The sequence below is a fragment of the Nonomuraea sp. NPDC050536 genome (assembly GCF_044457685.1).
Classification (GTDB): Bacteria; Actinomycetota; Actinomycetes; order Streptosporangiales; family Streptosporangiaceae; genus Nonomuraea.
In genome coordinates, this window is the sequence record NZ_JBITHD010000035.1 from 1 (window position 1) to 13,300 (window position 13,300).

The following is a 13,300-nucleotide window of genomic DNA, read 5'->3' on the forward strand; positions in this document are numbered from 1 at the left end:
CTGGGGCCCGCTCCACCCCGCAGCCTTGAGGCCGTCGCGGTAGTGGACGGACAGCTCCATCGTCCAGGCCGCTCCCTCCACCCCGGTCGACGCGCCGGCCCGCGGCGAGTGGATACGTACGTCGGCGGGCTGCTCGGACCCGGACGCGGTGTCCGCCAGCGTGGGAACCGCTGACACCATGGTCATCGAGACTGCCGCCCCGAGCGCCGCCGCCCAAACACCTCTACGCATGTCGTCTCCTCCGTCGGTTGCTGATGTCGCTGATGACGGGAGGGGGTACGGAGCCACCGCGCGTCGCGTTCACGTGAAAGTTCAATGAAAATGGATGAACGCCGCAGCGATCCGTTCCGTATGCCCCGGGGAATGAGAGGAGGACGCGTGCGGCTGGATGACGACGCCACGTTGCGGGCGGTCTACGACGATCACGGAGGCGAGCTGTTCGCCTTCGCCAGGCGGTCGTTGGGCGACCCTGGGCTGGCCGAGGACGCGGTGCAGGAGACCTTCGTCCGCGCCTGGCGTACCGCGGCTCGGTACGACCACCGGCAGTCGTCCCCGCGCACCTGGCTCTTCGCGATCTGCAGGAATGTGGTGATCGATCTCATGCGGGCGCGGTCCGTGCGGCCGCAGCTCTCGGCCGAGCAAGGGGAGGACCTGCCGTCGGGCAACGACCTGGAGGGGCTGCTGCTCGGCATGCAGGTCGAGGAGGCGCTGCGGCGCCTGTCGCCGGAGCAGCGGCACATCCTGGTGGAGGTCCATCTGCGTGACCGGGCGCCCGCTGAGCTCGCCGCCGAACTGCGTATTCCTCCAGGTACGGTGCGAAGCAGGGTGTTCTACGCGCTCAAGGCGCTTCGCTTGGTCATGGAGGAGATGGGGTGGGACGGTGATTAGCTGCCGCGACTATCAGCCTCTTCTTGGGATGCACGCGCTCGGCCGCCTGCCCGAAGTCGAGACCGTCGCGCTGTTCGCGCACGCCGACGGCTGCCACGGCTGCCGGGCCGAGCTGGACGGGCTGCGCGCGGTGGCCGGCGCGCTCGGCCACGCCGACCCCGCCCGCGTCTCCCCGCCACCCGCGCCGCCGCCCTGGCTGCGTGAGAGCGTACTGACCGCCGTCGGCACCCGGCACGCGCACAGGCGACGGCGCCGGCTGGCCTGGGCCGGGGGGCTCGTGGCGGCCGCGATCGCGGTGGTGACGCTGCTTTCCGGCCTTTCTGGGGTGTTCAACACGGACAGGCCCATCGTTGCGTACGGTTCCGGCGGTATGCGGGTCTCAGCCGAGCTGGACGTACGCCCGTGGGGCACGGCCGTGGATCTGTCGGTCAGCGGCCTGACCACCGGCCAGCGCTATCTGGTCTGGCTGGAAAACCGCGATGGCAGCCGGATCCCGGCGGGGAGCTTCACCGCGAGGGGTATGGGGCTGACCATGGAGTTGTCGGCGGCCGTGCAGGATGACGAGGCGGTCGCGCTCGGCTTGAGCACCGTACCCGGCGGCCCGGCCGTGCTCCGCGCACCGATCAGCCGTTGACGACCCGCGCGGAGCGTTTGTCGAACCGGGTTGCCACCCACCTACGCGATCACCAGGAGCTCCCCAGCGCGGCGCTTGATGATGGCCGACCCCGAGCTTCTGGTTCACCTAGATGATTGATTCCAAGGGCTGAGGTTTGCTGATCGTCTGCAGACATGGGCGAGGGTGTCCAAGATCAATGTGTGACGAAAGATCTGAACACCCTCGCCACCGCACCGTACGTGAAGATCGACGATCATCTGATCGCCTTCCCCGACCTGGCCCCCTATCGACTCCACCCCCGTGGAATGCGGACGATCCCGCCAGACCACCCAGCGCAGCGCCCTGGCCGGATGGGCCGAGCACGGCTACAGCGCCTCCCACACCCGCTTCTTCTGGGGCCCTCGACTCCACCTGCTGCGCACCCTGAGCGGCCTCCCCCCGGCCTTCGCCATCACCGGCGCCAACGCCGACGAACGACTGACCCTGCTCGACATGCTCGACACCGACCCCGACCCGCTGATGCGCCACCGGCACCAGACCGCCCTGGCCGACATGCACTACTACGACCGCGACGTCGAAACCGCCCTGGCCGAACGCGATCTCGCGCTGCTCCGCAAAACCCGCAAAGGCGAACCCCAGACGCCGGAACACCCCTGTTCAAACCATTACGCCAGACCATCGAGTCGATCAACCAGACCCTCAAGGGCCAACTCAACCTGCCACGGCGCCCGCACCGCAACGGGCGTCATCGCCCGGGTGATCGTCCCAATCCTGGCACTGACCGCAGTGATCTGGCACAACGACCACACCAACCAGCCAGTGAAACGATCCCTGATCGCCTACGACCACTGACCAAGCTCACACCTTGGAATCAATCATCTAGTCGGCGCGTCCAGGCGATCAAGCCTGGGCTGGACGCCGACATCGTCATCTGGCCCGGCGCCCCCTCCAGGTCCTGATCGGCAGCCACGAGGTCTAGCTGCGTACATCGTGCGCGCTTGCGTACATCGACCCCTGAGCGTACAGTGTTCGCATCGAGAGGACGCCGTACTCGGAAGGGCTTAACGATGCAACGTCACCCACGTCGCTGGTGGATCCTGGTCGTGATGTGCCTCAGCACGCTGGTGCTGGTGATCGACAACATGGTGCTGACGGTCGCGATCCCGCCGCTGGCGGCGGACCTCGGCGCCGACGCGTCAGACACGCAGTGGATCCTGGATTCCTACATCCTCGTGTTCGCCGGGCTGCTGCTGACCGCCGGCAGCCTGTCGGACCGCTTCGGCCGCCGCAGGATCATGGTCATCGGTCTGCTGCTGTTCGGGGCGGCCTCGCTGGCCGCGAGCTTCGCGGCCGATCCCGTCCAGCTGATCGCCGGCAGGGCGGTGATGGGCATCGGCGGCGCGCTGATCATGCCGAGCACGCTGTCGATCCTGATCACCGTCTTCGACGAGGAGGAGCGGCGCAAGGCCATGGCCGCCTGGAGTGCTGTGGCCATGGTCGGCCTGATCGGCGGCCCGGTGCTGGGCGGCGCGCTGATCGCCTGGTTCTGGTGGGGCGCCGTGTTCCTGATCAACGTGCCTGTCGCCGTCGTGGCCGTCATCGCGGCGCTGGTGCTGATGCCCGAGTCCAAGGGCCCGCAGACCAAGGCCGACCCGATCGGCGCCCTGCTGTCCATCGTCGGCATGATCGCGCTGGTGTGGACCATCATCGAGGCCCCGCACGGCCTTCCCATCGCCTCCCTGGTCGTCGCCGTGGTCGCGCTGGCCGGCTTCGTCGCCTGGGAGATCCGTACCCCGTACCCGATGGTGCCGCTGAGCCTGTTCCGCAAGCGCGACTTCTCCGGCGGCAGCCTGTCGCTCACCCTGGTCCAGGTCGGCAACGGCGGCCTGCTGCTCGTCCTCACCCAGTACCTGCAGTTCGTCCTCGGCTACACGCCCACCCAGGCCGGGCTCGCGTTCCTGCCGATGTTCGTGGCCTCGCTCGTCTTCAACGGCCTTGGCGCCGGCCTGGGCGCCAAGCTCGGCAACCGGGTGATGGTCGTCGCAGGGATGGCCGTCATGGCCGCCGGATTCGGCCTGCTGGCCACGCTGTCCACCGACTCCGGCACGCTGATCACCTCGATCGCCCTGTTCGTCCTGGGCGCCGGCGGCGGCCTGGCCATGCCCGCCGCGATCGCCGCCCTGATGGGCACCATCCCCGCCGAGCACGCGGGCGTCGGATCCGCCCTCAACGACACGATCCAGCAGGCCGGCGCGGCCCTCGGCGTCGCGGTCCTGGGCAGCCTCCTGGCCGGCAGCTACTCGGCCGCCCTGCCCGCCACCGCTCCCTCGTCGGCCAGGCGCTCCATCGGCGACGCCCTCGCCCTCGCCGACCCCGGCCTCGCCCACGCCGCCCGCCAGGCCTTCGCCACCGCCATGTCCACCGCCTTCACCATCAGCGCCCTCGGCGTCCTGGCGGCGGCCATCCTCGCCTTCGCACTCATCCGCGACCGCAAGAACACCCCGGTTGCCGAGCCCGAGAACATCCCCACCGCCGCCTGACCCCACCCTCCAGGCCGCTGATCCACCCTCGGACCAGCGGCCTCCCCCCATGTACGGCAAAGCGCCCCCCGACGCACGCCCTGTACCTGACCGGCGGCGACGACAGCCACTGGTACTTCCACATGTGGCTGGTCGGCCTGGGCCGTGAGACCTTCGAACGGGTCGTGGACGACCCGGACACCCTCGTGGACGTTCCCGAGGTCCGGCGTTTCCTCGCCATGCAGCGAGACGGCATCCCTCGCACCGACGAGGACCTTCCGGACCTCGAAGCACTCGACTACGTGCCCGTCAAAGCGTGGGAGCGCGCGACGGGCAAGGACAGCGACCTCTTCTACCGCGCTCTCGAGGCTCGAATGCCAGAGTTCTCCTCGTCGCCGAGCCCCAGCGGCGAACAATGGCACCTGGAGGACCGGGCGGAGTCAGAGCGCAGACTCCCCCGCTGCAACCACTACATCCGCGCCCTGTACGGCCGCGCGCCGCGGATCTAGGCATCACCGTCCGGTCTCCTTCGCCTTCCGGAATGCCATCGTGTGGCACGAGGCGAACACTGTGGGCGCGGTCTGGGCCGCGCCCACGGCGACTCACTGGTAGTAGCCCTCGACCGGGACGCGCGCCTCGTCGTACAGGGCCGGGCCCTCCAGCGGCACCTGCGGCCAGCCACCACCCGGTTTGAGGCCGGTCAGCTGCTCATCGGAGAGGGCGAACACGACGCGGCCGAGCCCGGACCGCTGGATCGCGCCCGTGCACATGCCGCAGGGCTGGCAGCTCGTGTACATGGTCGTGGCGGCCGCGGTGGCGGGATCGAGCTCGCGGGCCGCCCAGCAGGCCAGCTTCAGCTCTGGATGCGCGCTGATGTCGGCGTCGGTGAGCGTGGTGTTCTGCTCCTCGGCGAGTACGCGGCCGTCCGGACCTGCCAGCAGCGATCCGAACGGCGGGTTGCCGCCCGCCCGCGCCTCGGCGGCGAGCTCGATCGCGCGGCGCAGAAGTCGTTCCTCATCTTGTTTCACGGTTGCTCCATTCGCGGGTGAAGGTCCCAATGTGCGGCGACGGCTGCGAGCATCTGCCATTTCGCCTCGGGGTGGAGGGTCTCGTCCGGATCGCCGTCGAACGGGTCGAGCACGACCGTCTCGGCACCGAGCAGCCGTAGCTGCTCCAGGTCCTCGACGACCTGGTCAATGGTGCCCTCGCCGGCGAGGCGGTCGGGACTGGTGACGTGCGAGCCGGTGATCCGCAGGATGATGCGCGGGGCGAAGGCAGGCACCGGACGCTCGCCCGAGATGGCCTTCATCCGGTCGACTGCCTCGCGCAGCCAGGGCAGGGTGTTCCTGAGCGGGTGCCACGCGTCACCGAGCCGGATCGCCCGGCGGATGCCGACGTCGCTGTTGCCGCCGATCCAGAGCGGTATCGGTCTGGCGCGATGGTCCTCGGCGTCGTCCCGGGCGGCCCGTAGCGCAAGGAGGACCTCGTCGGTGAGCTTCCCGCGCTGGTCGAACGGCACGCCGAGCGCCGCGAACTCCTGCCGCGCCCACCCGGACGCCACCCCGAGGACCAGCCGGCCGCCGCTGAGCTGGTTGAGGTTGGCGGCCATGCGAGCGGTCAGGAGCGGGTGCCGGTACGGCGCTATGAGCACCGTGGTCCCGAGCCGTACCCGGCTGGTGAAGCCGGCGAGCCAGGCGAGGGTGGTGAACGGCTCATAGAACGGCTCGGGATACTGCTTGGCGACATCGGGCGTCACCACGACATGGTCGGAGACCATCAGCAGATCGAAGCCCAGCCCCTCCACCGTCTGCGCCCAGCTGCGCAGGACGGCGGGGTCAGTGCCGGGCCCGAAGTTCGGAACGTTCACACCTATTCGCACCGGTTCAGGCTATCCAGGTGGCCACCCCGGGATTAAGAGAGTCCTTCCGGCGTACGCGTCAAATGTCCGTGGTTTTGCCGGTATGTTTGCCGGATGGCCGAGAATCTTGACGCGACCGACTGGGCGATCCTCGTGGAGGTTCAACAGGACGGCCGCGTCCCGATCACCGAGCTGGGACGGCGGGTGAACCTCAGCTCCTCGGCGACGACCGAACGGGTGAGACGCCTCGAATCGATGGGCGTCATCACCGGCTACCGCGCCGACGTCAACCTGGAGAAGGTCGGATTCGCGGTGCTCGCCGTCGTACGCCTCAAGTATCCCGGCAACCGGCACGAGCCGCTGCACCGGCTGCTCACCGAGCGGATGGAGATCCTGGAGTGCCTGCGGACCACGGGTGACGACTGCTACACGCTGAAGGTCGCCGCGGCGTCCATGCGTGATCTGGAACGGCTGGTCGGCGAGCTCGCCGAGTTCGGAAGCACGACGACCAGCATCGTTTACAGCCAGACGCTGCCGTACCGCGGTCCGCAGCGAGCCCCGTACGCCTGAAGATCGACGGTCCGTACGGCAGGCGCCTCAGCTCACCGCCCGCTTCACGAGCGCACCGATCTGCGCCTCCACCTCGGCGGTCACCTCGGTCAGCGCGAAAGCGACCGCCCACATCGGGTCCTCGTCCAGCTTCGCCTGGTCGCTGAACCCGAGCGTCGCGTAGCGCGACTTGAACTTCTCCGCGCTCTGGAAGTGGCAGACGATTTTGCCGTCCAGGGCGTAGGCGGGCATCCCATACCAGAGCTTCGGCTCGAGGGCCGGGGCAGCGGCCGTGATGACGGCATGGACGCGCTCAGCCATGATCCGGTCCGAGTCCTGCATCTCGGCGATCTTCGCGAGCACGTCCCGCTCCGCCTCCGCCGCCTTGTCCGCGCGCGAGTTGCGGCGCGCTGCCGTCTTCATCTCCTTGGCGTGGTCCTTCATCGCGGCCCGCTCCTCGGCCGTGAATCCCTCGTACGCGCTGCCTTCGGTGCTGCTCATGGCGGACTTCCCCTTGATGATCTTGATGTGCGAGCTCGTGAGCAGGGAGCTTATCCGGCTCACCAGCGGCCAACGCGCCGGGGGAGCTCGCTCCTCCACAGGGTGTGGACATCTCAAGAGGACCGGAGTCGCCTGGGCCCGCCGCTCGTCCAGGTCGACTCCTCGCCTACCTGGCGGTTCACCCGGGCCCGCGTCGCTGGTCACCTCGCTGCCGCAACCTGCGTGCGAAGGGCGATCTACGTGGCGCTTCGGACGGCCTTGATGCAGCGCTCCAGCAGGGCACGCAGAGTGTCACGCTCGTCCGGGGTGAGTTCGTCGGCGATCGCCCGCTCGATCTGGACCGCGCGGGCATCGGCGGCGGCCAAGACCGCCCTGCCTTCCTCGGTAAGAGTGGTCTCCAGGACGTTCCCGTGCCAGGGATGCGGGGTGCGTTCTACCAGGCCGCGTTCCTGGAGGTTCTTCAGGACGACGTTCATCGCCTGCGGGGTGACCAGACAGGCTCGGGCCAGGGCCGCGGCGCTGATACCTGAGTTGCCGGCCAGGGTGAACAGCGCGGCGTACTGCGGCACGGTCAGGCCGGTCGGCTTCACCGCGGCATGTTTCGCGGCCATCAACTCCTGCTCGGCGCGCTTGATGTCCAGGCCGAGCCGCTCCTCGGGGCCCATGGGGTACAGCTTACTGTCCATCATCGCATTTGCGATAATCATCAAAGCATTGATAACTTCGGCGATACCTGCGAGGAGGACACATGATTCCTGAGAGCCATGAGGACCTGCTGACCCGACCACTGTTCGTCCATTTGGCGACGATCGGGCCCCAGGGCGTCCCGCACGTACAGCCCGTCTGGCAGATCTGGGACGGTGAGGTGCTGCGGTTCACCACGACCACGGACCGGCAGAAGTGCCGCAACGTGACCGCCGATCCCCACGTATCGATCTCGGTCAACGACCCGGACCAGCCGTACCGCTATCTGGAGATCCGTGGCCTGGTCGAGGCGATCGAGCCCGACACGGAGGGCACCTTCTTCGACGTCCTGGCCAGGCGCTACGACCTGCCGTACGACCCGCCCGTCGGCGACAAGGAACGCCGGGTAGTCATCGTGGTCCGCCCAGTCAAAACCACCAGCCAGTGACCCAGCCCCTCGGTGACCCAAAGCGTCCTTGAAGCCGAGCAGTCCGATCCACGGATGCCCGGACGGCATGGTTGACGACGCACCACTACTCGACCCACCACCAGCCGTATCCGAGGTCATAGGTTGGTCCGGCGATGTCTCCCGCCGCGGTCTGGATCCACGTGCAGAGCCCTGGTGGCGGGGGTTATCGAGCGCCTATGCGGTGGCTGCGGTGGGCGGTTTCCGGGCCGACCACTCGCAGCAGTTCCAGCGCCTCGAACGTCTTCGAGCCCGGCGGCGGGGTGAAGATGAGCAGCCGCTGGTCCTCGGCGGGGGCGAGCAATGCCTCGTAGTCGAACTCCATCGGCCCGATCGCGGGGTGCCGCAGGCGCATCCGGCTGGCCCGCCGTACCGCCACCTCGTGCAGCTCCCACAGCCGCGTGAACTCCTCGCTGGCCGCGCGCAGCCGCTCCACCAGCGCCGTCGCGACCGGGTCGTTGCCGCGGCGGGCCACGGCCGCGCGCAGGTCGGCCACGTGCAGGCGGGAACGCTCGGCGTGCTCCTCCTCGGGATAGGCCTCGCGCCTGAACGGGTCGGTGAACCAGCGCCAGACGACGTTGCGGTCGGGCTCCTCGATCGTGCAGTGACAGCCGAACAGCGCCTCGGCCATTGCGTTCTGCGCCAGCACGTCGCCCAGATCGGTCATCAGCTGCGCGGGCGTCTCCACCAGCCGGTCCATCAGGTACAGCAGGCCGGGCCTGACGTACTCGCCCGCGCGCGGCCCGGCCGGGGGGCGGTGCCCGGCCAGCAGGTAGAGGTGGTCACGCTCGTCGCGCGTCAGCCGCAGCGCCCGCGCCAGCGCGGCCAGCAGCTGCGTCGACGGCTGCGGGCTGCGCGCCTGCTCCAGCCGCATCAGGTAGTCGGCCGATATGCCCGCGAGCTGGGACACCTCCTCCCGCCGCAGTCCAGGAGTACGGCGGCGCGGCCCGGAAGGCAGCCCCACCTCCCCGGGCAGCAGCCGCTCCCTGGAGCGGCGAAGGAAGTCGGCGAGTTCCACACGATCCATGACCCCATCCTGCAGTATTCCGAAATGTCGCAGTCTAAGACTGCTTGTCCTAGGGGATCCGGTCCGCTCCACAACGGCCGGCAGGCTTGGCACGGTGGACGGCCTGACGAAGAACCTGACCTTGACGGAGCACCGCACCCTCGGCAGCGGACCCGCGCTGGTCCTGGTGCACGGCACCGGCCCCGGCTCCGTGATGTGGGACGGCATCGCCGAACGTTTCGCCGATCGCAACACCGTGATCCTGCCCGACCTCGGCGGCAGCGACGTGGCGGAGGACGACGGGGGACCGCTGACCCTGGAGGCGCCGGGGCGGCAGCTCGCCGCGGTGATCGAGGACTGTGGGCAGGCGCCGGTGGACCTGGTCGGCTTCTCCCTGGGCGCCGTGGTCGTCCTGTCGCTCGCGGCCACCCGGCCGGAACTGGTGCGCAGGCTCATTCCGGTGTCGGGGTTGGCGCACACGCAGGACGAGTACCTGCGCAACACGTTGAAGGTCTGGCGAGACCTGAGCGAGGATTCCGAGATCTTTCCGCGGTTCTCGATGCTCATGGCCTTCAGCCGCCGCTACCTCAACGAGATCGTCCGGGACGCCGTCGAGGAGCTCGCCCGGGGATTCCGCGCCCACCCCAACCGGATCCGCGGCGTGGCCCGCTACGCCGTCGACCCGGACAACGCCCGCCGCCTGTGGACACTCCCGGAGGACCTGCTGGCGAGTGCCCGCTGATCGCTTCGCACCGCCGTCCTGCCCACGCCCGGACGCGGGTCCCGGTCCGGGCGACGATGCGGCGGTACGGCTGGCCGTACCGGAAATGATCAGATACTTGGAAGTGTTACGCGGTTCGTAACACCGATGAGAGGGGTACCCGTTGGCCGCCTCAGCCAGCTTCGGGCAGGTGCTGCGTCTCCACCGGCACACGGCACGCCTCACCCTGGAGCAGCTCGCCGAGGCCTCCGGGGTCAGCGCCAGGACGCTTTCGGACATGGAGCGCGGGCGCAGCAAGGGACCCCGGCACCGAACCGTCACCGCGCTGGCCGACGCTCTCGGTTTGGCCGAGGCCGACCGCGAGCAGCTCGTCGAGCTGGCCCGCGAGGGCCGCCTGCGTGATCATTGGACCCGCCCGACTGGGCTGTGCGAGCTGCCCAAAGCCGTCGACGACTTCACCGGCCGAGCCGCGGAACTGGCCTGGACCCGCGAGCTGGTGCACGCCGGGGACGCGTCGGGCGTCGCGCTCATCACCGGATCGGCCGGGCTGGGCAAGACCACGCTGGCCGTACGCGCCGCCCACACCCTGCGGCCGGACTTCCCCGACGGGGTGTTCTTCCTCGACCTGTTCGGCATGTCCGCGCGGCCGCTGCCCGTCGAGGAGGCCCTGGGCCCGCTGCTTCGCGCGCTCGGCAGCGCCGATCAGCAGATCCCGGGAGACGCCGCCTCGCTGTATCGATCGCTGCTGCGCGACAAGCGGGTTCTGGTCGTCCTCGACAACGCCGCCTCCGAGGAGCAGGTGCGTCCGCTGCTGCCGGGCAGCGGCGCGAGCAAGGCCCTGGTGACCAGCCGCCGCCTGCTGGCCGGGCTGGAAGGAGTCCGTAGGCTCGGCCTCGGGCCCTTACCTCTGCTGGAGGCCACCGAACTGCTGACAGGAATCCTCAAGGACCGCGACACCTCGGACGAGGGATCGGCCCTCTGGCAGCTCGCGCAGCTGTGCGGCGGTCTGCCGCTCGCGCTGCGGATCGCCGGAAACCGGCTGGTCAGCCGGCCCGGCTGGGACGCCGCCGACCTCGCCGCCCGGCTGACCAACGAGGAGCGCCGCCTGGATCAGCTCAGCGCGGGCGACCTCAAGGTCGCCACGGCGTTCGGGCTGTCCTACGAGCAGCTCGCCGACTCGACGCGGCGGGTCTTCCGCCGGCTCGCCCTGGTGCCGGGCAGGGACTTCGACGCCGCCCTGGCCGCGGCCGCCGGCGGTATCCCCCTCGAGGAGGCCTGGGACGCCCTCGACGAGCTCGTCGATCTCGGCCTGCTGCAGGACACCGCGTCGGGACGCCACCGCTTCCACGACCTGGTCCGGCTCTTCGCCCGCGACCGGCTTCAGCAGGAGGAAACCCCGGACGAGCGTGACGCGCTCACCGCGACGACGACGTCGTGGCTGCTGCACATGGCCACCACGGCGGGATGGCGGTTCGAACCCGCCCACGCCGGCCTGTCCTCCCTCGACGAAGACCAGGCCGACTCGTGGCTGCGCGTGAACGTGGACAACTGGCTGGCCGCATTGCGGCATGCGGCGAGCAGTGGCCGGCATTCCGCCGTCCTCGACTGCGCCGAGGCGATGGACTGGTTCTCCGACCGGTGGATGCACGCGCCGCACTGGCAGGAGGTCTTCACCCTCGGCGCCGAGGCCGCCGCCGCCCTGGGCGATCCTGCCCGGCAGGCCGGGCAGGTGAACCTGCTGGCCTGGGTCCAGCTGATCCCGCGAGACGACCCGGAGGCCGCGCTGCGATACACGGCCCAGGCGCTGGACCTCGCCACCCCGGTGGGCGACACGGCGCAGATCGCCTCGTCCCATCACGCCGCCGGTGGCGCGCTTCGAAAGCTCGGACGGCTCAAGGAAGCCACCGCGGCGGAAACCCAAGCGGCGGACCTGTTCAGGGCCGTCGGCGACATCGATTCGTACGGCCAATGCCTCGGCGCCCTCGGCAGCTGCCTTCGCGACGCCGGGCGCTACAGCGAGGCACTGGAGCAGTACCTCGACCTGCTGGCCCTGGTGGACGACGACCAGTCGGGGATGACGCCGAGCATCGCGGCGTTCACCCGGCCGATCGCGCTGGCCCGCATAGGTGAGTGCCTGGGATCGCTCGGCCACCGGACCGAAGCGATCATCAAGCTCACCGAAGCGATCGACCTCATGGAACAGGCTCAACTGCTCGCCCCGCAGGCCCGCTCCCTGGATACCTTGGCGGCTCTGCTGGCCGAGGAGGGCCGGGCAGTCGAGAGCGGCCATGCTTATGCGCGAGCCGCCGAGGTGTACGCGGCAATCGGGGACGCCGAATCGAGCACCCGCTGCCACGATCTGGCAGGAAACTTCACGCCCTGATCGCGGTTGTGGTCCTCTACCGCGTGCTCACCCACCGGAACGCTGGAGGACATGCACCTAACCGACCTCTCCCACCACGGCAGGCCGGCCAGGCCGGTGGGGTGGGTCGTGGATGTGGGTGTGGTGCCAGTTCGGTGCGACCTGTTCCCGTCCTCCCGCCACAGGTGCGGGTAGTTGAGCTGGATCTCTGGCGTGGTCACGAACACGTGCTCGTGCATCAGGACCCTCTTCAGCTCATCCACCCGCACCCTGCCGCGGACGGTCTCCAGGTCAGTCGACGGCACGAGCCGCGTCCTGGATGACGCGGGTCACCAGGCCGGGCTGGCTGATCATCGGCACGTGCGAGGCGCCCTTGGCCTCGTAGACGTGGGACTTGGCGCGCTTGTAGAAGAAGCGCTCCAGGGCGGGCGGGATGGCCTTGTCCTCGGTGGCCACCAGCGCCCAGGAGGGAATGGTGTGCCAGGCGGCGCCGGTGGTCACGTCGGTGTAGGACGAGGCGGCGAACGGGCGCTGGGTCGCCTGCATGAGACGCGTGGTGGACACGGGCAGATCGGCGGCGAACGCGCCGCGGAACTTGTCCGGCTTGAGGTACAGGTCGACGCCCTCGCTGCCGTCGGCGTTGGTGTAGGGCACCTCACGGACGGAGTCGGGGATCTGGCTGCCGGGGAACTTCCCGAACAGATCGACCAGCTTCTCGCCCTCGTCGGGCACCATGGCGGCGATGTAGACCAGCGCCTTGACGTTGGCGACGCCGACCGCGGCGTTGGTGATCACGGCGCCGCCGTACGAATGGGCGACCAGCACGATCGGGCCGTCGATCGACTTCAGGACGCTGTTGATGTACGGCGCGTCGGTCGGCAGCCCGCGCAGCGGGTTGGCCGGGGCGATCGTCTTGTACCCCTCCTGCTGGAGCCGGTCGATCACGGCGTTCCAGCCGGAGGCGTCGGCGAAGCCGCCGTGCACCAGGACGATCGTGGGCTTGGCCGTCGTGGTCGCGGCCGATGCGGACGGTACGGCGAGCACCGCGGCGGCCAGTCCTGCGGCGGCGGCCGTGAGCACGATGCGGCGCGGGAGCATGTTCAAACGGTTCATAGCTTGTGTCTCCAAAG

The 13,300-nt window shown here is 69.5% G+C and carries 16 protein-coding genes; 9 read left to right on the top strand and 7 right to left on the bottom strand.

Annotation, left to right across the window (positions count from 1 at the left end; translation table 11 throughout):
- Positions 1-231: hypothetical protein (locus ACIBHX_RS49485; RefSeq protein WP_397075642.1), on the bottom strand; the 231-nt coding region annotated here is incomplete at its 3' end.
- Between the two features lie 147 nt (positions 232-378).
- Here ACIBHX_RS49485 and ACIBHX_RS49490 point away from each other — a divergent pair.
- From ACIBHX_RS49490 to ACIBHX_RS49510, 5 genes are all read left to right on the top strand, one after another.
- Positions 379-888 (top strand): sigma-70 family RNA polymerase sigma factor, encoded by a 510-nt coding sequence (locus tag ACIBHX_RS49490; RefSeq protein WP_397075644.1) that lies wholly within the window; start codon positions 379-381, stop codon positions 886-888.
- On the top strand, positions 881-1,522 hold the full coding sequence (locus ACIBHX_RS49495; protein ID WP_397075646.1) for a zf-HC2 domain-containing protein: 642 nt from the start codon (positions 881-883) through the stop codon (positions 1,520-1,522). The genes ACIBHX_RS49490 and ACIBHX_RS49495 overlap by 8 nt, the downstream gene beginning before the upstream one ends.
- Positions 1,523-1,789: 267 nt before the next feature.
- Entirely contained in the window at positions 1,790-2,356 is a 567-nt protein-coding gene (locus ACIBHX_RS49500; protein ID WP_397075749.1) for a transposase, read from the top strand.
- Between the two features lie 215 nt (positions 2,357-2,571).
- Positions 2,572-4,044 (top strand): MFS transporter, encoded by a 1,473-nt coding sequence (locus tag ACIBHX_RS49505; protein WP_397075648.1) that lies wholly within the window; start codon positions 2,572-2,574, stop codon positions 4,042-4,044.
- A gap of 86 nt (positions 4,045-4,130) precedes the next feature.
- Positions 4,131-4,532: a DUF4240 domain-containing protein gene (locus ACIBHX_RS49510; protein ID WP_397075751.1), complete on the top strand. Its 402-nt coding sequence runs from the start codon at positions 4,131-4,133 to the stop codon at positions 4,530-4,532.
- Positions 4,533-4,625: 93 nt separating this feature from the next.
- Here the strand turns inward: ACIBHX_RS49510 and ACIBHX_RS49515 are convergent, their stop codons facing one another.
- Positions 4,626-5,051, bottom strand: coding sequence for a nucleoside deaminase (locus ACIBHX_RS49515; RefSeq protein WP_397075650.1), 426 nt, complete (start codon positions 5,049-5,051; stop codon positions 4,626-4,628).
- The gene (locus ACIBHX_RS49520; protein ID WP_397075652.1) at positions 5,048-5,902 is read right to left on the bottom strand and encodes an LLM class flavin-dependent oxidoreductase; all 855 of its coding nucleotides are present in this window, start codon (positions 5,900-5,902) and stop codon (positions 5,048-5,050) included. The genes ACIBHX_RS49515 and ACIBHX_RS49520 overlap by 4 nt, the downstream gene beginning before the upstream one ends.
- Positions 5,903-5,995: 93 nt before the next feature.
- On the opposite strand from ACIBHX_RS49520, the gene ACIBHX_RS49525 reads away from it, so the two are divergent.
- Complete coding sequence (locus tag ACIBHX_RS49525; RefSeq protein WP_397075653.1) at positions 5,996-6,451, top strand: Lrp/AsnC family transcriptional regulator; 456 nt, start codon at positions 5,996-5,998, stop codon at positions 6,449-6,451.
- 27 nt (positions 6,452-6,478) lie between these two features.
- Here ACIBHX_RS49525 and ACIBHX_RS49530 read toward each other — a convergent pair whose 3' ends face one another.
- Both ACIBHX_RS49530 and ACIBHX_RS49535 read right to left on the bottom strand, forming a co-directional pair.
- Positions 6,479-6,931 (bottom strand): iron chaperone, encoded by a 453-nt coding sequence (locus ACIBHX_RS49530; protein ID WP_397075654.1) that lies wholly within the window; start codon positions 6,929-6,931, stop codon positions 6,479-6,481.
- A gap of 236 nt (positions 6,932-7,167) precedes the next feature.
- Entirely contained in the window at positions 7,168-7,620 is a 453-nt protein-coding gene (locus tag ACIBHX_RS49535) for a MarR family winged helix-turn-helix transcriptional regulator (RefSeq protein ID WP_397075656.1), read from the bottom strand.
- Positions 7,621-7,679: 59 nt separating this feature from the next.
- Between ACIBHX_RS49535 and ACIBHX_RS49540 the strand changes: the two genes are divergently transcribed.
- The gene (locus ACIBHX_RS49540) at positions 7,680-8,063 is read left to right on the top strand and encodes a PPOX class F420-dependent oxidoreductase (RefSeq protein ID WP_397075658.1); all 384 of its coding nucleotides are present in this window, start codon (positions 7,680-7,682) and stop codon (positions 8,061-8,063) included.
- Positions 8,064-8,247: 184 nt separating this feature from the next.
- On the opposite strand, the gene ACIBHX_RS49545 is transcribed toward ACIBHX_RS49540, so the two are convergent.
- Positions 8,248-9,108, bottom strand: coding sequence for a helix-turn-helix transcriptional regulator (locus ACIBHX_RS49545; protein WP_397075660.1), 861 nt, complete (start codon positions 9,106-9,108; stop codon positions 8,248-8,250).
- Between the two features lie 94 nt (positions 9,109-9,202).
- Here ACIBHX_RS49545 and ACIBHX_RS49550 point away from each other — a divergent pair, with 94 nt between their 5' ends.
- Together ACIBHX_RS49550 and ACIBHX_RS49555 are read left to right on the top strand one after the other, a co-directional pair.
- Positions 9,203-9,829, top strand: a complete 627-nt coding sequence (locus ACIBHX_RS49550) for an alpha/beta fold hydrolase (RefSeq protein ID WP_397075662.1) — start codon at positions 9,203-9,205, stop codon at positions 9,827-9,829.
- A 142-nt stretch (positions 9,830-9,971) separates the two neighbouring features.
- Positions 9,972-12,191: a helix-turn-helix domain-containing protein gene (locus tag ACIBHX_RS49555; RefSeq protein WP_397075663.1), complete on the top strand. Its 2,220-nt coding sequence runs from the start codon at positions 9,972-9,974 to the stop codon at positions 12,189-12,191.
- A 270-nt stretch (positions 12,192-12,461) separates the two neighbouring features.
- Here ACIBHX_RS49555 and ACIBHX_RS49560 read toward each other — a convergent pair whose 3' ends face one another.
- Positions 12,462-13,283: an alpha/beta fold hydrolase gene (locus ACIBHX_RS49560; protein ID WP_397075665.1), complete on the bottom strand. Its 822-nt coding sequence runs from the start codon at positions 13,281-13,283 to the stop codon at positions 12,462-12,464.
- Positions 13,284-13,300: the final 17 nt, after the last annotated feature.